We start from the raw sequence: 20,382 nt of genomic DNA on the forward strand, positions 1-20,382 counted from the left end.
GAAACCCCTCTTTTATTTACTGGATGCTTTACAAAGCGTGCCAACACCTTGTGTTGTGAAAATTTCTTTCAGCAGCACCTGTGGAATATTGCCATTAAGAATATGAACATGGTTTAAATGTTCATTTAAAGCTGACAGGATAGCTTTTGTTTTTATTAACATCCCACCTACTACGGTTTGATCATTTATCAGTTTAATCAGTTCATTGCTATCTAGTTCTGAATAAACACTCCCGTCTTTGGCATAAATACCATTTTGATCCGTCATAAAGATCAATTTATCGACGTTCAAGGCAACAGCTAACTTGCTTGCAGCATAATCAGCATTGACATTCAGAGAATTGTCTGCAGCATCTACACCAATAGGTGCAATCACTGAAATTGAATCAGATGATGGCTTAAACTTACTCAAATTAACAGATTGAATCACACCAACGAAGCCATGTTGCCTGCTATAATAGCGACAAGGTAACAGTTGTATAGTAGCGGCCGATATTCCCATTGCCTGAAGACCTATCTGCTTTAATTTATCAACTAAAATCTTATTAACCTGTGTGCACAAGACTTTCTCTATTAGCTGCATTGCTTCGCGTGATGTAATACGCAGACCATCAATGAAATCTGCCTTAATTTTATGCTCAGCGAGGCATTGATTAATCGCTTTACTGCCACCATGCACAATCACTAAACGGATACCTGCCTGATGCAACCGTTTTATATCTTGACATACAGAGTCGATGAGCATTTCATCTTGTAAAATTGAACCGCCAAGCTTCAGCAAAAAAGTTTTACCGGCAAAGTCGTTGGCATAATGAAGCACCTCGATAATAGGCGCTGTATCTCTTTTTTCTATCATGACAAGTATTCTGCATTAATTTTGATGTATTTTTCGCTCAGATCGCAGCCCCAAGCTGTTGCGGAGTGTGAGCCAACAGAACATTCAATGTGTATAAATATCGTGTCTTCTTTCATGTTACTTTCCAGTTCATGCAGGTTTAAATGACTTACCATTTCTCCCTGGGAAAACAGCTTCACCCCTTGCATTGAGATATCACAATACTGAAGAAGTTCTGCAGAAAGTCCTTCATTGCCCAGCCTGGCAAGTATTCGTCCCCAATTAGGTGAATGACCGTAAATCGCTGTTTTAATTAAGGGACTGGTTGTGAGATTTCGAGCAATCTTTTTTGCCAATGTTTCATCTTCCAAACCGCTAACTTTGACTTCAATCAGTTTTGATGCACCTTCACCATCTCTGGCAATACTTTTTGCCAGTATGACAGCAATTTCTTCAACAGCCTGATAAAACTGTTGCTCATCTTCTTCATTTATAAGTTGAATGCCATTCATGCCATTGGACATCAGAAAAACACAATCATTGGTGGAGGTTTCTCCATCAACACTGATCATATTAAAGCTTTTAGCGCAGGCCTTTTTAAGCGTGGCCTCTGATTGTTTGACCGTCAGTTGTACATCGGTCAATAGATAACCGAGCATAGTCGCCATGTTCGGATGAATCATGCCTGAGCCTTTGCAAATGCCGGTAATGGTTATTTTACCGCCTGATAGCATAAGTTCTTTATGAACAGTCTTAGGAACTAAATCCGTTGTTAAGATAGATAAGGCAAATTTTTCTGCAATCGTTGTTAGAGATCTTAATAATTCAGGGATGCCCTGAACAATTTTAATAATGGCTAAAGGCTCGCCAATAACGCCTGTGGATGCTGTTAAAACCTGCTTGCTATTGCACGATAATGTCTCGGCGACGGCATCAGCCATTTTTTGATTGTGCATAACACCAGAGAGACCTGTTGCAGCATTAGCCTGGCCGCTATTTGTGATAATGGCTTTAATATCAGTTGCTGGCAATAATGATTGACAATAATTTACTGGCGCGGCCTTACAGGCATTTTGGGTAAAAACACCTGTCACAGTGCAGGGCTTATCAGAAACAATAATACCAAGATCCGGACGATAACGACGCACTCCGCAATTAATACCACCAGCACGAAAACCATTTGGCAATCGTGTTCTAAAGATGCCAGCGCCCGGTATTGTCATACAACCTCCTTTGCCAACAAGCTTGTTTCAGGGGGTAATTGATAAAGTCGATTGATATTTTCTATAGCCTGACTCGCTGCGCCTTTTAATAAATTATCAATACTGGCAAACAGATAGAGCTTACCCTCTTCCACATAGTACGCAATATGAGTATTGGGAGTACCGCTAACCGATTTCAATGACAAAAGAAATTTGTCATTTTCCGCGTTTCCCTGGTTAATGGCGGCAAATTTGACTAAGGGATACCCGGCATAGGCTGTCTGGTACACTTTGGTTATTGTTGCTATGCTTTCCTCGTCAGACTGGATATCAGAAATGACATCAGCATAGATGGTCATGGAAATACCGCGTAATAAAGGCAGCATTTGCGTTGTAAAAATAACTTTGCATGGTTTGCCGGTATACTGCTCCAGCATATAGTTGATTTCTGGCTTATGTTGATGTTTTCCGACTTTATATGGAAAAAAATTATCAGCCATTTCAGAAAACATTAAATCAAGATTCGCTTTTTTCCCAGCACCGGAAGTTCCTGATTTTGCATCGATAATAATTGTATTTTTTTTAATGATGTTCTCTTTTAACAAAGGGATCAGTGCCATTAAAGCACATGTTGCATAACAACCTGGATTGGCTAATAATTTTTGGCCAATGATTTGATTTGACCAAGGCGATAAAGCATATGCCGCCCCATTCAGATATTCAGGAATATGATGCTGTAAGCCATACCATAGAAACATCTCCTGCTGTGGCAAACGAAAAGCACCACTTAAATCAATAATCTTCATAGAGGTATTTTTCAATTTCTGCACCAAGGCTATTGAGACGTCAGGAGGTGTCGCCAGTAACAATAAATCCACCTCGTTTTGCTTCTCAAGCATCTCCGGTAAAGAATATACGGGAACAATTTGTTTGACTGCAATTTCTACATGTGTCTGGAACTGTTCATCAGATTTTCCAGCAAGAAAAGCGACAATTTTCAAATGAGGATGACCTAAAAGCAAAGAAACAAGCGTTTTACCCACGTAACCCTGAAAACCACAAATCGCAATGTTTATTCGTTTATTCATATAAAAAGTCAAAAATTAACACCAAATACGCATAAATATGCATAATACGGCTCGATGAATATTTTGTCAATATATTTAATTAATTATTCATTAAAAATGAAAATATAGAATATTTATGCAATTACCGGCGAATAAAACCCATTGTCCGATAATCAAGAAAAAACAGTTAAACTTAATAAAAGAAGATGAATGTCCGCATAGAACATTTTCAAAATGTTTTTTTATTCTATGCTTATAAAAGGAGAGCATGTCATCTTGCTGTAGTTAAGGACAAATAAGGCAGGTATGTTATGAAAGATAAGGACTTTATCAAACACATCAAAAAAATCCGTGAGGACGCAAGACAGCATTTAAAACGTGGACCCGTCACTGAAAATTATGGTTTAGACCTTAAATATGTCCATGATTTATTAAACAGTGCGCTGGCTACAGAACTTATTTGCAGTTTGCGTTATAGAAAACATTATTATCAGGCTGCGGCCTTGGGCGCAAGTGTGGCTGCTGGTGAGTTTTTAGAACATGCCAACCAGGAAACTGATCATGCCAATCAGATTGCTCAGCGTATTGTGCAATTAGGTGGTGAGCCTGATTTTTCCCCGAACGGCCTATCTGAGCGCTCTCATTCTGATTATGTGGATTGCCCTGATATTGAGTGCATGGTTAAGGAAAATCTGATTGCAGAACGTATTGCCATTGATATTTATCGAGAGATGGTGCATAAAATTGGCAATGCCGATCCAACCACTCGCCATTTGCTTGAAGGTATCCTTGCGGTTGAAGAAGAGCATGCAGATGATTTGCTTGATCTTGCTGCAGAATATAAAATTTCTCTGGATTGAACTCATTATTAGATATTACGAAACTCTTCTGCAAAGGAGAGTTGCTTCGCTCAAACCCTATGACGTTTCCCGAATAGGGCCGAGCACTTACTCTGCAAACTTTATAAGCAATAAGGTATCATCGGCAAGAATTTTTATCCAAGGCCAGAAAAACATTCCAAACACACTACTTGCCAAAACCATGATCCAGCTGTAATAAAAACCTGAAAAATAACTCACTAAAAATAAAGAAAATTCATAGATAAAACCAAATGCCCCTATTAACAGCATCTGTTGGCCCATGGTAAAAAAATGAAATCGTCTTGATTTACCATTAAAGATCCAGGTGGTTAAAGATAAAGCAAAAACATGTTCGCCCATGACTGTGGACATCAAGGCATCCATACAAAGACCAACAATGAATATTAACAAGAGATTAAAATGATTCGGTAAAAAACATTGAATATATAAAAGTAACATTAAGGTAAAAGGCGGGCGACATCCGCTGATGGTTGCCGGCAAGGGAAAAATAGAAAAAATCAATGTGATGATAATGGCAATAATTAATCTCATATTTAATGAATTCATCCGGCCATCTCCCTACGAGACAGGCGTTCATTAATTTGCTGAGCCAGCTTTGCTTCTTCTTTATCAGGCCAGATCAAAAGAACCAGCCTGTTTCTATTGAGTAAAGCAATGGGTTTTACCTCTACCTTCACAAAAGATTCCCCAGGTATGTTATTAATTTTATCGACTAATCCTACAGGATAACCTTCAGGATAACGGCCTCCCAGCCCCGAGGTCACAAGTAAATCGCCAGGAAAAACAGAAGATGTTTTTGGCAGGTTAATTAATGAGAGTTGATCAATCTTATTTGTTCCCATTAATATAGCGCGTTCTCCTGTTCGATTATTACGTACAGGCACAGCACATTTTGAATCAGAGATGAGAAGAACCGTGCTGGTCATGTAACCGACATCAATCACCTGTCCCATGACACCTTTGGCGTCAAGTACTGGTTGACCATTGTAGACTTTGTCTCTTTTACCCTTATTCAATACCAGTATTTGGCGGGAACTGCCGGTATCGACTGCAAGAATCTGGGCAGCCATAGCCTGCATTTTTCCTTTTGATGCAGTCAGCAAAAGTTCCTTTAATTGAGAATTTTCCTCTTTAATGACCAGAAGCTTCTGCATTTGTGCCTCAAGCATGGTTTGCTGATGTCTCAGTTGCATGTTCTCATTAATTAACGCTTTTTTGGAACTAACAAGAGATTGCAACAAACCAATGATTCGTACAGGATAATCTACCGCATACTGCAGTGGAGAAACCACAACGGAAAAAACACTGCGCACATGAAGCAAATAGCGGTAATGATAATCAGTAAACATTAAAACAATGGATAACACCAGAAAAAAAGCAAACTCAATGGAGCTGCGTTTACTTCTGGCAAATAAACTGTTTTTTAATTTATTCTGTTGAGAGGAAATCACCGCCGCGTATATCCATGGTTTCTAAAGCCTTACCGCCACCACGTGCGACACAGGTCAAAGGATCTTCTGCAACCAATACCGGAAGTCCAGTTTCTTCCATCAGCATGGTATCCATATTTTTTAACAATGCACCACCGCCTGTGACCACCATACCGCGCTCGGCAATATCTGCCGCCAGTTCGGGCGGAGCAAGCTCCAGTGCAGCCCTTACAGCCCCCACAATACCTGAAAGAGGTTCCTGTAAAGCTTCAAGGATTTCAGCACTGGTCAATGTGAAACTGCGTGGCACCCCTTCAGCAAGATTTCTACCTCGAACTTCAATTTCATACAAATCACGGCTGGGGAAAGCAGAGCCGATCTCATGTTTGATGCGTTCGGCAGTGGTTTCGCCAATAAGTGTTCCATAGTTACGGCGCACATAAGCAACAATAGCATCATCAAATTTATCACCACCAATACGCACTGATTGATGATAAACGATGCCGCTTAAAGAAATAATAGCTACTTCCGTAGTTCCTCCTCCAATGTCCACGACCATAGAGCCGCTGGCTTCCTCCACAGGCATCCCTGAGCCAAGAGCTGCGGCCATAGGTTCTTCAATCAGGAATACTTCCCGTGCACCAGCACCCATAGCCGATTCACGAATAGCACGGCGTTCAACCTGAGTGGATCCACAAGGTACGCAAACCAACACGCGCGGACTCGGCCGCAGAAAACGATTTTCATGGACTTTATGGATAAAATGTTGCAACATTTTTTCCGTAACAAAGAAATCAGCAATAACTCCGTCTTTCATTGGTCTGATGGCGGTGATATTACCAGGTGTGCGTCCTAACATGCGTTTAGCTTCAAGACCAACAGCCGCCACCCGCTTTTGTCCTGATTCATTTCTTAACGCTACAACAGATGGCTCATTCAGAACAATGCCTTTATCACGAACATAAATCAATGTATTTGCCGTACCAAGATCGATGGACAAATCGTTAGAAAAAACACCCCTCAATTTTCTCAACATCTGCGCTACTTCCTCATTGCATTTTTTGGCTCATACTTTATCTTAAATTTAAAGATAAATCGACAGTCAACGCAGATATCTTTATATAATTATATTAATAACTCATGAGTTATTAACCTGCTGGACAAGCTGTGGAACTCTTGTGCCATTCATGGGCAGGCGGTCGAAAAAATTCGGATATAGGTAAATTTAGGCAAGCAAAGCATGTAGCTCTGCTTGTCAAAAAACACAGCTACTGCAAACAAAAAACGTCATTAAGCTGTTTTAACGTGAATTCGATGTAACTGTTTAAGGATTATCCTGCAAAGAGAAAATATATTGAAAACCCAGACCTTTTGTGATCTTATTTGTTTTTTCTAAGAACAGTAATAGGATACAAGAGGCCTGGAATGGATAAGTTAGTCGAATTATTCTGTATTGTCGATGATTTTTGTCAAAAGTTTTTACCAATCTTTGAGCAGCAACTTATAAATATTTCAGGCAAAGTCAGGAAGAAACCCTGTAGCCTGTCTATGTCCGAAATAATGACGATAGTGATACACTACCACCAATCCAATTATCGAAACTTCAAAAGCTATTATTCTTATGTTTTGCAGAAAGATTTACGTCCCTATTTCCCAAAACTGGTCAGCTATAGCAGAATGACTGAGCTGATGCCATCTTGTATAGTGCCATTAACGGCATTTTGCCACAATCAATCAAAGACTCTAACTGGCATTTATTTCGTAGACTCAACCCCTATTGAGGTCTGCCACGTTAAAAGAGCGCAACAGAATAAAACATTTAAGGGGTTAGCGGAGAAGTCCAAATCAACTATGGGATGGTATTTTGGTTTTAAACTTCATTTGGTGGCCAATGATAAAGGTGAGCTAATGGCTTTTAAAATAACCTCAAGCCGAACAGATGACCGAACGGTTGTGCCCGATTTAAGTAAAAATCTGTTGGGTAAAATGATTGGAGATAAGGGATATATTTCCCAAAATCTGACCGAGAAACTTGCTGAAAGAGGCTTGCAACTACTGACCAAAGTCAGAAAAAATATGAAGCAAAAAGTGCTCGATGCCTTTGACAAAGTCCTGTTGAGAAAAAGAGCCATTGTTGAATCTGTTATTGACCAATTAAAAAATATTTCAAATATCGAACACTCAAGGCATCGTTCTGTCTTTAATTTTATGGTCAATATCTTGGCTGGTTTGGCAGCTTATGCACTTAAGCCAAAGAAACCTTCCTTGAATATTGAAAAAACATTCATGGCTGTCGTTTGACCAGTTATATCGAATTCACGTTGTTTTAAATGGGTTTGCACAAACTTCTTACTGAAGCCTTTAACCTTAGCCAGTTCTTCAATGCTTTTAAAACCATCATGCTTCTCACGATAAGCAAGGATTGCCTCGGCACGTTTTTTACCGATGCCCTTGTAGGAATGTATTAAGCTCTGCAAATCTGCCTTATTCAGGTTGATTTTTTCTGCTGTCGATTGCAGCTTTCCTGCAGATGGCGATTTTAAAGACGAACTTGCCGCATGAGAGGATAGTGAAAAAGAACAAATCAAAGAAAAACTGATCGATAGTAAAACAGCAATAATTTTTGCTTTCATATATTCTCCTTATTTTTGATTGGACTTGTCTGCTGGAGTTTCTTTTCCAAGTTTAAAAACCAGCCTACATTCTGTCAGATATGTCTCAAACACCACAAACCATGACAGTACATAGCGGCAGAATTATGACAGTGTTTCCGAGTGAAGTCGAGAAATTTTTCTTTATTTATGAATAGATTGCTGATAAAGCACGTAGGAAATACATGCCGTTAATTTTTTAACCATATCTAAATGCAAAAACTCATTTGGGCCATGTGCATTGGATTGAGGCCCCAAAACACCCGTGATCACAAATTGAGCATTGGGGAATTTTTCTCCCAACATCCCCATGAAAGGAATGGTTCCCCCTTCTCCCATGTAAGCTGCTGCTTTATGATAATACATTTTTGAAGCTTCATTTACAGCCTCGACCAGCCAGTCAGCAAATAAAGGTGCATGCCATCCCATAGCCCCCTCATCCAGAGTAAAATCCACCTTTGCCTGATAAGGCGGATCAGTAAGTAAGGCGTTTTGCATCGCTATGGCTGCTCGTTGTGGTGAAACCAAAGGAGGAAGCCTCATTGATAATTTCAACGAGGTTATGGGCCGTAAAACGTTTCCCGCATCGACAATCGCTGGCAACCCGTCTGCTCCAGTGACGGTAAGCGCCGGTTTCCAGGTACGATTTAATATTAATTGTTCTTTATCCAAACTAATGGGCTGCACCCCTTTTTGCCAGGGAAAACAATGATAAACGTCATCCGCCAATATCTCTGCCGCCTGCCTGGCCTGCTGACGTCTTTCTTCCGGTATCTCACAATAAAGTTCTGGAAGCTTAATTTCGCCAGTAACTTCATCTTCTATACGACTGATAAGTTGTCGGGCAATTCTAAAGCTGTCAGCTACAATACCACTGGCATTTCCTGAGTGAACACCTTCATATATAGTGGATACGCTAAGCTCTCCTACCAGATTTCCACGTAAGGAGGTTGTCATCCAGAGTTGTTCATAATTTCCTGCGCCAGAATCAAGACAGATGACTAACGTGGGTTCACCTATACGCGTCTTTAACTCATCAATATAAAAAGGTAAATCATAACTGCCGCTTTCTTCACAGGCTTCAATGATTAACACACAACGAGCATGGGGCAAACCTTGCTGCTGGAGTGCTTTGATCGCCGTCAGCGAAGCATAAGCGGCGTAACCATCATCAGCTCCTCCACGACCGTATAATTTGCCGTCCCTTAATACGGGTTTCCACGGACCAAAGTCATCATACCATCCCGTCATCTCTGGTTGTTTGTCTAAATGACCGTACAATAATACTGTCTCTTCTTTCCGTCCTTCAATCTCTATAAAAATCAAAGGCGTTCGTCCGGGAAGACGTATGATCTCAATATTCATTCCTTCTGGGGCATGTTGCTGGCACCAGGCTGTGATATGCTGGACAGCCTGCTCCATATAACCGTGTTCTTGCCATTGAGTATCAAAATGAGGTGATTTATTAGGTATTTTTATATATTCAAACAAACTGGGTAGTATGACTTCCATCCATTGTCGATCCACAAAATCATACAGTTTTTCACTATTGAACATGTGCTTGCTCCTTAATAATCCCTGCAATGGTCGTAGTTGCTGACTCTATCTTTAATTCTTTTATCTTATCAATAATCCTTTCTTTATCAGCCATCAATTCACTCAGCATGAACATTAAATATTCAGGAGTCAACGACTCCTCCTTGATGACATAGCTGATCTGTTGCTGTTGAAAATATTCCGCATTTTGAATCTGATCACCACGACTTGCCTTTTTGGTCAACGGGATGAGAATGTGGGGCTTATTCAATGCAAGGAGCTCGTATAATGCATTAGCGCCAGCCCTGGAGATGACTACATCACTGGCAGCCAACAAATCGGGCAATTCCTGGTGAACATATTCGAATTGACAATAACCCGCAAATTGCCTCAGAGAAGCATCCAGTTTATCTTTTCCGCATAAATGGATAATCTGAAATTCTTGAGTAAGCTCAGGCAGGGCCTTTCTAATGCACAGGTTGATGGATTGCGCTCCCATACTGCCTCCCATTACCAAGAGACAAGGTTTTTTTTCATGAAATTGGCACAGCCTTAAGCCCGCTTCCCGATTACCTTTAAAAAGCTGCTGGCGAATTGGTGTTCCAGTAACGACTGTTTTTTTCTCGTTTTTAAAATATTCGGCGGCTGCAGGAAAGGTGAGACAGATTTTTTTGACAAAGGGAAAACATAATTTGTTTGCCAGTCCAGGACTCATATCGGACTCATGGGCAACCACGGGAATACGGCTTAACCAAGCCGCAATAACAACTGGTACAGCGACAAACCCCCCTTTTGAAAAAACAACATCCGGTTTTAGTCGATGCAACAAAAACCAAGCCTGAATCATTCCCCAAAAAATTTTAAAAGGATCAATGACATTCTGCCAGCTCATGTATCGTCTTAATTTACCGCTCCTTACTGAATGAAATGGAATATCGACCATGGCTTGCTCAACACTATTCGCCGAGCCAATATAATGAACCTGCCAATTTTCAGCTTTAAATACTTCTATTAAAGACAAATTAGGTGTGACATGGCCGGCCGTTCCCCCTCCGGTAAAAACAATGGATCGCTTCATAATCTGGCCTTTGAACGATAATGATTAAATTTTCTGAAGCCGTAAAGATTTGCACTAAACCGACTTATAAAAAATCTGGCTTTCCCAAAGATTCCAAGGTTGTGGCGAACATATACCTTTTTAAAGAGAATCCCTGAAGTTTAAACTTAAATCAATGGCATTTACCGATTTAGTTATTGTTCCCACAGAAATAAAGTCAACTCCAGTTTGGGCCATTAAACGGATATTTGTTATATCTATACCACCAGAAGCCTCTAAGGCGCAGTGTTTTGGCTGATTCATTTTAACGGCTTCTTTTAACATGTCTTCGTCGAAATTATCCAGCAAAATTCTATCAGGTTTTGCCTGTAAAGCTTCTTGCAATTCATTTAGATTTTCAACTTCAATTTCAAGCAAAACCTCTTTGCGAGTTAGCCTGGCAAAACGAATGGCTTCAGCTATGGAACCACAAGCCTTAATATGATTTTCTTTGATGAGAAAAGCATCGTATAAACCAAATCGATGGTTTTTACCACCTCCGCAAACCACCGCATATTTTTGGGCATAGCGCAAACCAGGAAGCGTTTTACGTGTATCCAGCAATTGAGCTGTAGTTCCTTCTAATTGTTGAACAAAGTCATAAGTTCGACTGGCCGTTGCAGAGAGTGTCTGTAAAAAATTTAATGCGGTGCGTTCAGCCGTCAATATAGCTCTTGCATTACCTTGCAAACGACAAAGCGTTTCTGCCTGATTAAGCTTTTGTCCTTCCTGCACAAGCCACTCCAGACGAATTGAAGTATCCAGGCTTTTAAACGTGGCCTCCACCCATGGGCGGCCAGCAACAACCATGGCTTCTCGTGATATAATTTCAGCATGGGTCATTTGCTGTTCAGGTATTAGTGCGGCGGTGATATCACCGTTTCCGATGTCTTCCTCCAAAGCACGTTTAACATCAAGAGCAACCTGTCGATCATCGAGTTTCATCGATGTTGTCTCCGGTGATTATAAGTATATCGAGCCTTAAGTAAAGGAGGGGCAAGGATAGTTGTTGTAATAACCATAAGAATAATGGCTGAGAACAATTGATCCGACATGACACCAAGAGTTCTTCCGATGGACGCAAAGACCAGACCAACTTCACCACGGGGCATCATGCCTATACCGATTAACCATCGATCACTTTTTCGGCTTGCTCCTAAGCCACTGACTAACTTTCCTACAATGGCTGCGATAATTAACCCACTGGCTAACAGAATCACGTCCCAATCCATAAAAGATTCAATTTTTACCTGAATACCGATCAAAACAAAAAATAATGGGGCAAGTATAGATTCCAGCGGGCCTACCAAATGCTTAATGCTCCACATTTCTTTTGAATATTTTTGCGAAGGAAAATAACCATCGTGCAGAATAACCCCTGCTGCAAAGGCACCGATAATTGTTGCCAATTGCACGAGTGTCGCCAACCAGGCCAGGGACATTAAAAAAATAAAGGAAATAAACAGCTTGGCTTCCCAAAGTTCAAGAAAACTGAAAAATTTAACCGCTTTCCTGAGCACCCAGGGACCAATCATTAATGCCAGAGTGAAAAAGACCAATGCCAACACAATAATACGGCTGACCATAAATACATTTACCACGCCACTTATCACGATGGAACTCACAATGGCAAGAATAACCAGACCAAGAATATCATCAATCATGGCAGCACCCAGTATGGTTTTTGCTTCTCTGGTTTGAAGCTTTTTCATTTCCTTTAAAACACGAGCTGTTATACCGATACTGGTAGCACATAAAGTAGCCGCAATGAACAAATCAGATTTAAAAGAGCTTTCCGGCATCAAAATGCGGGCAATTGTATAACCTAAAATAATGGGGGCAATAACACCGATGACGGCAACAATAAAAGATTCCTTGCCGGTATGTTTCAATTCCTCCACGGAAGTTTCAAGTCCGACCATAAATAGTAGAAAAATCACACCATAACGAGAAAACACATCAGCAACGTAGGCTACCTTTAGAATTTCTGTACCATTCTCTCCACCCAGAGCTAAAGTGACCTGCTGAGCATAATGAACATCAGGAATGGTTGAATTAACTGCAACATCGAGTGGAACTCCACGCAACATATCACCGACAATATTAAAAATGGCAGAGCCTTCCCGCAAGATAATTATTAAATCTATATTGGCATAATATCCCAGATTACCAATGAGAACCCCCATTAGTAATTCACCTAAAACAGCGGGTTGATTAAATTGTCTGGCAATAAGTCTTCCAATGACCGCGAAAAAAAAGATTAATGTGATGCTGATGATAACAGACGCAATGGGATCATTATGATTTGCTTCATTAGCTGCGTGAGCGATTTGCGGCAAAAAAGCACAAATTATAAAAAACCACCCTGAAGTCAAGGTGTGAGGCATTTTCGGCTTATTTGTACCTCTCATGTCATTTTGTAGAGGAACAAGCTTCGCCGATATAAAAGAGGGAAACAAATGGCTCAAACGAGAGCCAAATTCAAAATAATGAAACATTTGCTCACTTATAGTTTTTTTGCCAGAAACATACAGGTTTCAAGCACAGAATCTGGATTCAAAGACACACTGTCAATACCTTCCGCCATTAACCATTCAGCAAAATCCTGATGATCAGAAGGGCCCTGGCCACAAATACCAATATATTTCCCGGCTTTTTGACAGGCCGATATAGCCATATGAAGCAGTGATTTTACAGCGTCATTACGCTCGTCAAACTGCGCAGCCACAAGTCCTGAATCTCTATCCAATCCTAAAGTCAGCTGGGTCAAATCGTTTGATCCAATGGAAAAGCCATCAAAACAATCCAGAAAAGCGTCTGCCAGCAAAGCATTTGATGGCAGCTCACACATCATAATGATACGTAAATCTTCCTTTCCGCGCTCCAGCCCCTGTTGTTTTAATACTTCAATAACCTGCTCTGCTTCTGTCACGGTACGCACAAAAGGTATCATCACTTCAACGTTTCTTAATCCCATGTCTTCTCTTACACGTCTAACAGCCTGACATTCAAGAGCAAAGCAGTCAGTAAACTCGGGAGAAACATAGCGCGAAGCACCTCGATATCCCAGCATCGGATTTTCCTCATGTGGCTCATAATATTTACCACCGGCCAGATTGGCATACTCATTCGATTTAAAATCAGATAACCGGACAATAACGGGTTTGGGATCAAAAGCAGCGGCAATAGTGGCAATGCCCTCTTTTAAACGCTCAATGTAATATTCCACAGGAGAAGCATAAGCAGCGGTTTTATCAGCAATAAAGGCTTTCAGCTCCTTGTCTTTTAAGTGATCAAATTCCAGCAGTGCCTTAGGATGGATGCCGATGGTATTGGAAATTAAAAACTCCAGTCGAGCAAGTCCCACACCCGCATTGGGAATGGCTTGAAAGGCAAAAGCCCGTTCGGGATTACCCACATTCAACATAACCTTAATGGGTAACTCAGGCATATTTTCCACATCAAGACTGGTTCGTTCAAAAGCAAGACGACCTTCATAAACAAAACCAATATCTCCCTCTGCACAACTTACCGTTACATCATCGCCATCACGAATAGTCTTTGTTGCATCACCACAGCCTACTACCGCCGGTATGCCCAGCTCACGGGCAATAATGGCCGCATGACAGGTCCGTCCTCCACGGTTGGTTACAATGGCTGCTGCACGTTTCATCACAGGCTCCCAGTCGGGATCAGTCATGTCAGAAACCAAAACATCTCCTGGCTCAACACGATGCATTTCATCAATGTCCTTGATAATCCGCGCGCGTCCTTGACCAATACGCTGGCCAATACTTCGCCCTTCCGTCAGAACATCGGCTTTTTCCTGGAGTGTATAGCGTTCAATAAACTGCTTGCTGTCCCGGCTTTTAACGGTTTCCGGCCGCGCCTGCAAAATATATAATTTGCCATCCTTTCCATCTTTAGCCCACTCAATATCCATAGGGCGACCATAATGCTCTTCAATGATGATAGCCTGTCTGGCCAACTCTTCTATTTCTGAAGTGTTGAGAGAAAACAATCGTTGTGCACTCTCATTGACCTCTACCGTTTTAACTGTTCGCTCAAGTGACAAGTCCTCACAATACACCATTTTTAAAGCTTTACTGCCAAGATTGCGGCGAATCACCGAGGACTTACCCGTTTTTAATGCTTTTTTATAGACATAAAATTCATCTGGATTAACAGCACCCTGTACCACCATTTCACCCAACCCATAGGATGAATTAATGAAAACCACTCCATCGAAACCGGATTCTGTATCCATTGTAAACATCACACCACTTACAGCCAGATCACTGCGAACCATTTGTTGTATACCGGCAGATAAGGCAACATCATGATGGGCAAAACCATGATGTGCCCGGTAGGTAATGGCGCGATCATTAAACAAAGAAGCAAACACTTGTTTAATGGCCAACAATATCGCGTCTATTCCCCTCACATTCAAAAGGGTTTCCTGCTGTCCGGCAAAAGAGGCATCAGGCAGATCTTCCGCTGTTGCAGAAGAACGAACAGCTACGCTGAAATCATCATGCCCAATGGTTTTGATAAGTTGGTCATATGCCTTTCGAATATTACTCTCAAATTCTTTTGAAAAGGGAGTATTAAGTATCATTGCCCGAATTTGACGCCCCGTATCCGCCAGAGAACGGACATCTTCAATATTAAGTGTTGTGAGTAGCTGATAGATTTTTTCATCCAAGCCATTGGAAGATAAAAAGGACCGATAGGCATCAGCCGTTGTCGCAAACCCACTAGGAACACAAACACCAGCTTCTGTCAGATGATGAATCATCTCACCTAACGAGGCGTTTTTACCACCCACCTGTTCTATGTCCCCCATACCTAGCTTAGCCAAATCAATTGTATGCGCGCTCACTGTTTTCTACCCCGGTCATTTCCTTAAAAATAACCGACATTCTACTGAAATTGTTCATTTTTGTGAATGTAATATTTACCTTTTAACAAAAGTTATCCAATATTTGCATCGAATAATTGCGAACCCACGTGCCAGATGTGCCCAATAAAAATGTAAAGAAACTGCACTTTCCTCTTTGCTGAAAATTGCTTTGGCTTGAAATGTCGGATTTATCTATGCCATAAGAATTCACATCTTCTCCAACTTTTAATATCATAAGCACTTTCTTTTTACTGACGACTACAGCCATGACCTTATCTGCATTAAATGCTATCTCCCCCATTGATGGACGTTACTTAAAAAAAACCCGTTCTTTAAATAAATATTTCAGCGAATTTGCTCTTATTTACTACCGGGTGATGGTGGAAATACGCTGGTTTGAGTCTTTGGCGGCCAATGTATCGATTTCTGAAGTGCCTGAAGTCGATACACCATCAAAAGCTTTTCTCGAGCAAATATTAAGTCAGTTTAACGAAGAAGAAGCTGAAAAGATTAAAACATTTGAACAACGCACCAATCACGACGTAAAGGCAGTTGAATATTACCTCAAGGAGAAATTTGCCCAATCTTCGACACTGAGTAAAGTCAGCGGATTTATCCATTTCGCCTGCACCTCAGAAGACATTAATAATTTAGCCTATGCATTGATGGTTAAAGAAGCGATGGCACAAGTCATTCAACCCACCCTGGCGGAGTTGGCAGGCAGTATTACCTTATTAGGTAAACAATATGGAAACATTCCCATGTTAAGCCGAACTCATGGACAACCGGCAACCCCAACGACTCTGGGCAAAGAACTGATTAATTTTGTAGCGCGCCTCAAACGACCTCAACAACAATTAGCCGAAGTCTTAATATCAGCAAAGTGCAATGGCGCAGTCGGCAATTACAATGCTCATCTTATTGCCTATCCGGAGGTGGATTGGCGTCATCACTGTCATCATTTCATCACCTCGCTTGGTTTGTCCTTCAATCCTTACACTACGCAGATAGAACCGCATGATGGTATTGCAGAAATTTCGCAAATCATGATCCGGATAAATAATATTTTACTCGATTACACGCGAGACATCTGGAGCTATATATCGCTGAATTATTTCAAACAAAAGACCATAGCCGAGGAAGTCGGATCCTCCACCATGCCTCATAAAGTCAATCCGATTGACTTTGAAAATGCTGAAGGCAATCTCGGGCTGGCAAATGCCTTATTTGAGCATTTTGCCAATAAATTGACTCAATCGCGCTTACAGCGTGATCTTTCCGACTCAACAGTATTACGTAATTTAGGTACTGCTTTTTCCTATTCACTGATTGCCTATCAATCCATTGCCAAAGGCAATGATAAATTACAGGTTAACAAGAAAGCCTTAAAAGAGGATCTGGATGAAAATTGGGAGGTACTTGCCGAGGCCATTCAAACCATCATGCGCCGTTACAACATTCCCGATGCTTATGAACAATTAAAAGCGTTAACTCGCGGGCAAGGCATTGATAAAGAAAATCTTAAAAAGTTCATTGAAAATCTTGATATTCCCAACGACGCCAAAACACGTCTTAAAAATTTAACTCCCGAAACCTATACAGGTCTGGCCCCTCTTCTGGTCAAGGCGTTTTTATGAGCATGCCTTCAACACAGCAGGGAAAATATTATGAGTTTGATGTGCTGGTCATAGGAACCGGACTCGCAGGACTTTATTATTGTTTGCAATTGTTAAATTTCCAGCCAAAGCTGCGTATAGCTCTTATCAGCAAGGCGGAAAGCAATGAATGTAACAGCCGCTATGCTCAAGGTGGAATTGCCGCTGTTTTTTCGCCCGAAGACTCTGTAGAGTCTCATATCGCTGACACCTTATTAGCTGGCGACGGTTTATGTTATCGCCCGGCAGTAGAGTTTATTGTCCGACAAGGTCCTGAAGCCATCGAACAACTTTGCCGTTATCACATCCAATTTAATCAGCAAAAAGGAGGCGATTATATTCTGGCAAGGGAAGGAGGACATTCCCATCGGCGTATTTTTAACTGCGGCGATCAGACTGGGCTGATCGTTATCCGTAATTTACAGCAAATAGCCAGCCAATACCCTCAGATTGAGCTTTTTGAATATCATATTGCTATTAATCTCATTACTCACTACCACCCCCACCGTACGGATAATCAAGGCGAGGTTTTAGGTGCCTACATACTGGATTGCAAAGGCAATAAAATTCATACCTTTCTATCTCGCTGTACTGTTTTAGCGACAGGTGGCGCTGGCAAAACCTTTCGATATACCAGCAATCCGATGGTTGCCACCGGTGACGGTGTAGCCATGGCTTATCGTGCGGGCGCCAGGGTCGGAAATATGGAATTTTATCAATTTCACCCGACCTTACTGCATCATCATAGCCTGAATAATTTTCTCGTTTCTGAAGCTGTTCGTGGTGAAGGTGCATTGCTTATCAATCCAGACAGCGGCGAACGCTTTATGCAGCGTTATGCACCTGAGCACCTGGAGCTGGCCACGCGTGATATCGTTGCTCGTTCAATTTTCAATGAGGTTGAGCGAAGCCAGACAGGATATGTTTATCTGGACATTCGACATAAGCCAAAATCTTTTTTAAAAAAACGCTTCCCTCATATTTTCAATACTCTGTTATCGATTGGAATTGACATGAGTCAGGACATGATACCGGTTATTCCTGCTGCACATTATCAATGCGGCGGTATTTTGACTGATATTGATGGACGGACCGACTTACAAAGACTTTATGCCATCGGAGAAGTTGCTTTCACTGGATTGCATGGGGCTAATCGACTTGCCAGCAATTCTCTCCTGGAGACTTTGGTGATGGCCAATAATGCAGCTCGATGCACTCTGAAAGACATCTCATCTCCCTCAAAAGTCAGCGGCGATGTTCCTGGATGGAACTCGCCTGGAGAAGTTAATGCTCGCCGTGCCAGCCAAATTAATGCTCACTGGCGCGGTCTTCGAGGTGAAATGACGTCTTATGCCGGTATTATCCGTACCGAAGCTGGACTTGAGGATCTGCTACAATTAATTATGAAGCGTAAGAAAATCATTGAAGAGTATTATTGGAAGCATTCAATCACCCTTGATTTTGTCGAATTAAGAAATATTGTGCTCAATGCGGAACTGATTGTCAGAGCGGCCTTATCCAGAAGGGAATCTCGGGGTGGCCATTATCGTGAGGATTTCCCGCAAAAGAATACCGAAGCTCAGGAAAGTATTGCGTGTCTGACTTCACCATTAAATTCGTTTATTTAGAGACAAAAGAATGTTTAAAAAATCATCAGCTTATCAACCTGAAAAAACCTTAATGCCCATCCGAAATGACATGAGCATTTGCCAGAGTGATTATCCTCTAGATTGGTATCAAAAAGAATTCATTCCTTATGCCGAGGAATATCAAGCCTTACCCGATCGCAAGCTCACCACAGTTTTAAATTGGATGAAACCTTACATCAAAAAAGCTCAAGATCATTTTGGCGATCAATTGCTGCTCCTGGCACATTATTACATGGGTGGAGATATTGTTCGCCTTATTGAACAATTTGGTGGCCAGATTGGCGATTCTTATCAACTGGCCCTTATGGCAGCCAATCATCCGGAAAAATCAGTCATCATTGAATCGGCTGTTCATTTTATGGCGGAATCTATCAGTATTCTGGCTCATTCCAATCAAAAGGTCTACATTACCAATCCCAAATCAGGTTGCACCATGGAGATGCTGGCTAAAGATTTCATGGTGGAACCAGCCTTTCTTGATTTAAATGAACGTTATGGCTCAGAAAATATTTTGCCTGTTTGTTATATGAATACCTCAGGACGAGTGAAAGCGATGACAGGTGCACAAGGAGGAGCAGTTTGCACCAGCTCGAACGTGAATAAAATTTTCCAATGGGCTTTAAAGCAAAATAAAAAAATTCTTTTTATACCTGACCGACATATGGGAGAAAATGTGGCCTACTGGATGGGCATTAAACATCTGGCATACTGGCCTGGAGGCACGGAAGGTGCACATTATTCTCTTAATGCTCAGGATAAAAAAACACTAAATACCTTTGATAAGGCCGATTTAATCCTGTTTGCCAGTGAATGTGCCGTACACACTCATTACCAGCCTGAAATGTGTGATTATTGGCATACCCAGGGTTACACAACCGTAGTTCACCCCGAATGTCGTAATGAGGTCATTCGTGTTGCCCAACACTCGGGTTCAACGGCTTTTATCTGGGATTTTGTTGTCCATGACCGGGCTGGTAGTAAACGTTATGCCATCGGCACTGAAAACCATATGGTGGAAAACGTAAAACAATACTGTAAACCTCTTGGCATTGAAGTGGTTAATCTGGCAGAAGCCCCAAAATCCCCTGACGAAAAAGGCATGGGTTGTGGTTGTGCAACCATGTCAAGAAATGACCCACCCCATCTGGTCGGATTGCTTGACTTGTTACGTCAGGGGAAAACCATGTCATACAATGAAGTTAAAGCGGGAGATGTGGTCAATGAGTTTACCGGCAAAAGACATCGACTGTCCGCTCATGAACAGCAATGGGTAATTGACAATGCCAAAAAGGCATTGCAGATGATGATTGATATTACAGAAAATCACATCTAGCTCATGAGATCTAAAAAGCAAGACAATTATATTTTGCACAAGCAACCAGCGATTTTTAAATCATATAAAACCAAAGAATCCCTATGCTTGTCAGGAGCAGTATTGAAATTTTTATCAGCTTTTCGGACGCAAAAAAAGTTTTTTT

Annotated in this window: 17 protein-coding genes; 5 read left to right on the forward strand and 12 right to left on the reverse strand. The window is 41.3% G+C overall.

Going from position 1 to position 20,382, the window contains the following annotated elements; all coding sequences use genetic code 11:
• Window positions 1–12: 12 nt before the first annotated feature.
• From argB to argC, 3 genes are read right to left on the reverse strand one after another with little or no spacing between them, the layout of a single operon-like run.
• Window positions 13–855, reverse strand: a complete 843-nt coding sequence (gene argB / locus E4T55_RS01880) for an acetylglutamate kinase (RefSeq protein WP_058500416.1) — start codon at window positions 853–855, stop codon at window positions 13–15.
• A complete protein-coding gene (gene argJ / locus E4T55_RS01885; RefSeq protein ID WP_058500415.1) occupies window positions 852–2,057 on the reverse strand; it encodes a bifunctional glutamate N-acetyltransferase/amino-acid acetyltransferase ArgJ in 1,206 nt (401 codons plus the stop codon). Before argJ ends, argB begins: the two co-directional genes overlap by 4 nt.
• A complete protein-coding gene (gene argC / locus E4T55_RS01890) occupies window positions 2,054–3,124 on the reverse strand; it encodes an N-acetyl-gamma-glutamyl-phosphate reductase (protein ID WP_058500414.1) in 1,071 nt (356 codons plus the stop codon). Before argC ends, argJ begins: the two co-directional genes overlap by 4 nt.
• A gap of 290 nt (window positions 3,125–3,414) precedes the next feature.
• Between argC and E4T55_RS01895 the strand changes: the two genes are divergently transcribed.
• Window positions 3,415–3,963: a ferritin-like domain-containing protein gene (locus E4T55_RS01895; RefSeq protein WP_058500413.1), complete on the forward strand. Its 549-nt coding sequence runs from the start codon at window positions 3,415–3,417 to the stop codon at window positions 3,961–3,963.
• A gap of 87 nt (window positions 3,964–4,050) precedes the next feature.
• On the opposite strand, the gene mreD is transcribed toward E4T55_RS01895, so the two are convergent.
• The 3 genes from mreD to E4T55_RS01910 are packed head-to-tail and all read right to left on the reverse strand — an operon-like array spanning window position 4,051 to window position 6,450.
• Window positions 4,051–4,530, reverse strand: a complete 480-nt coding sequence (mreD, locus tag E4T55_RS01900; protein ID WP_058500412.1) for a rod shape-determining protein MreD — start codon at window positions 4,528–4,530, stop codon at window positions 4,051–4,053.
• Window positions 4,527–5,435: a rod shape-determining protein MreC gene (mreC, locus tag E4T55_RS01905; protein ID WP_058500411.1), complete on the reverse strand. Its 909-nt coding sequence runs from the start codon at window positions 5,433–5,435 to the stop codon at window positions 4,527–4,529. The genes mreD and mreC overlap by 4 nt, the downstream gene beginning before the upstream one ends.
• Entirely contained in the window at window positions 5,413–6,450 is a 1,038-nt protein-coding gene (locus tag E4T55_RS01910) for a rod shape-determining protein (RefSeq protein WP_058500410.1), read from the reverse strand. Before E4T55_RS01910 ends, mreC begins: the two co-directional genes overlap by 23 nt.
• 389 nt (window positions 6,451–6,839) lie before the next feature.
• Between E4T55_RS01910 and E4T55_RS01915 the strand changes: the two genes are divergently transcribed.
• Window positions 6,840–7,715 carry an IS982 family transposase gene (locus E4T55_RS01915; RefSeq protein ID WP_115325251.1) on the forward strand — a complete coding sequence of 292 codons (876 nt, stop codon included), beginning with the start codon at window positions 6,840–6,842 and terminating at the stop codon, window positions 7,713–7,715.
• Here E4T55_RS01915 and E4T55_RS01920 read toward each other — a convergent pair.
• The 6 genes from E4T55_RS01920 to ppsA all read right to left on the reverse strand — a co-directional run bounded on the left by E4T55_RS01920 (window position 7,652) and on the right by ppsA (window position 15,543).
• Entirely contained in the window at window positions 7,652–8,047 is a 396-nt protein-coding gene (locus E4T55_RS01920; RefSeq protein WP_065235988.1) for a ComEA family DNA-binding protein, read from the reverse strand. The two genes, E4T55_RS01915 and E4T55_RS01920, sit on opposite strands and share 64 nt — an antisense overlap.
• A 162-nt stretch (window positions 8,048–8,209) precedes the next feature.
• Window positions 8,210–9,622: a M20 family metallopeptidase gene (locus tag E4T55_RS01925; RefSeq protein ID WP_058501676.1), complete on the reverse strand. Its 1,413-nt coding sequence runs from the start codon at window positions 9,620–9,622 to the stop codon at window positions 8,210–8,212.
• Complete coding sequence (locus E4T55_RS01930) at window positions 9,612–10,679, reverse strand: undecaprenyldiphospho-muramoylpentapeptide beta-N-acetylglucosaminyltransferase (RefSeq protein WP_058501675.1); 1,068 nt, start codon at window positions 10,677–10,679, stop codon at window positions 9,612–9,614. Before E4T55_RS01930 ends, E4T55_RS01925 begins: the two co-directional genes overlap by 11 nt.
• Window positions 10,680–10,799: 120 nt before the next feature.
• The gene (nadC, locus tag E4T55_RS01935; RefSeq protein WP_058501674.1) at window positions 10,800–11,642 is read right to left on the reverse strand and encodes a carboxylating nicotinate-nucleotide diphosphorylase; all 843 of its coding nucleotides are present in this window, start codon (window positions 11,640–11,642) and stop codon (window positions 10,800–10,802) included.
• Entirely contained in the window at window positions 11,639–13,084 is a 1,446-nt protein-coding gene (locus tag E4T55_RS01940; protein WP_058501679.1) for a cation:proton antiporter, read from the reverse strand. Before E4T55_RS01940 ends, nadC begins: the two co-directional genes overlap by 4 nt.
• Window positions 13,085–13,203: 119 nt before the next feature.
• A complete protein-coding gene (gene ppsA / locus E4T55_RS01945; RefSeq protein ID WP_058501678.1) occupies window positions 13,204–15,543 on the reverse strand; it encodes a phosphoenolpyruvate synthase in 2,340 nt (779 codons plus the stop codon).
• Window positions 15,544–15,866: 323 nt separating this feature from the next.
• On the opposite strand from ppsA, the gene purB reads away from it, so the two are divergent.
• The 3 genes from purB to nadA are packed head-to-tail and all read left to right on the forward strand — an operon-like array spanning window position 15,867 to window position 20,237.
• Window positions 15,867–17,237, forward strand: a complete 1,371-nt coding sequence (purB, locus tag E4T55_RS01950; protein ID WP_058501672.1) for an adenylosuccinate lyase — start codon at window positions 15,867–15,869, stop codon at window positions 17,235–17,237.
• Window positions 17,234–18,883: an L-aspartate oxidase gene (nadB, locus tag E4T55_RS01955; RefSeq protein ID WP_058501671.1), complete on the forward strand. Its 1,650-nt coding sequence runs from the start codon at window positions 17,234–17,236 to the stop codon at window positions 18,881–18,883. The genes purB and nadB overlap by 4 nt, the downstream gene beginning before the upstream one ends.
• A gap of 10 nt (window positions 18,884–18,893) precedes the next feature.
• Window positions 18,894–20,237, forward strand: coding sequence for a quinolinate synthase NadA (gene nadA / locus E4T55_RS01960; protein ID WP_058501670.1), 1,344 nt, complete (start codon window positions 18,894–18,896; stop codon window positions 20,235–20,237).
• The last annotated feature ends 145 nt before the right edge of the window (window positions 20,238–20,382 follow it).

The sequence above is a fragment of the Legionella israelensis genome (assembly GCF_004571175.1).
Classification (GTDB): Bacteria; Pseudomonadota; Gammaproteobacteria; order Legionellales; family Legionellaceae; genus Legionella_D; species Legionella_D israelensis.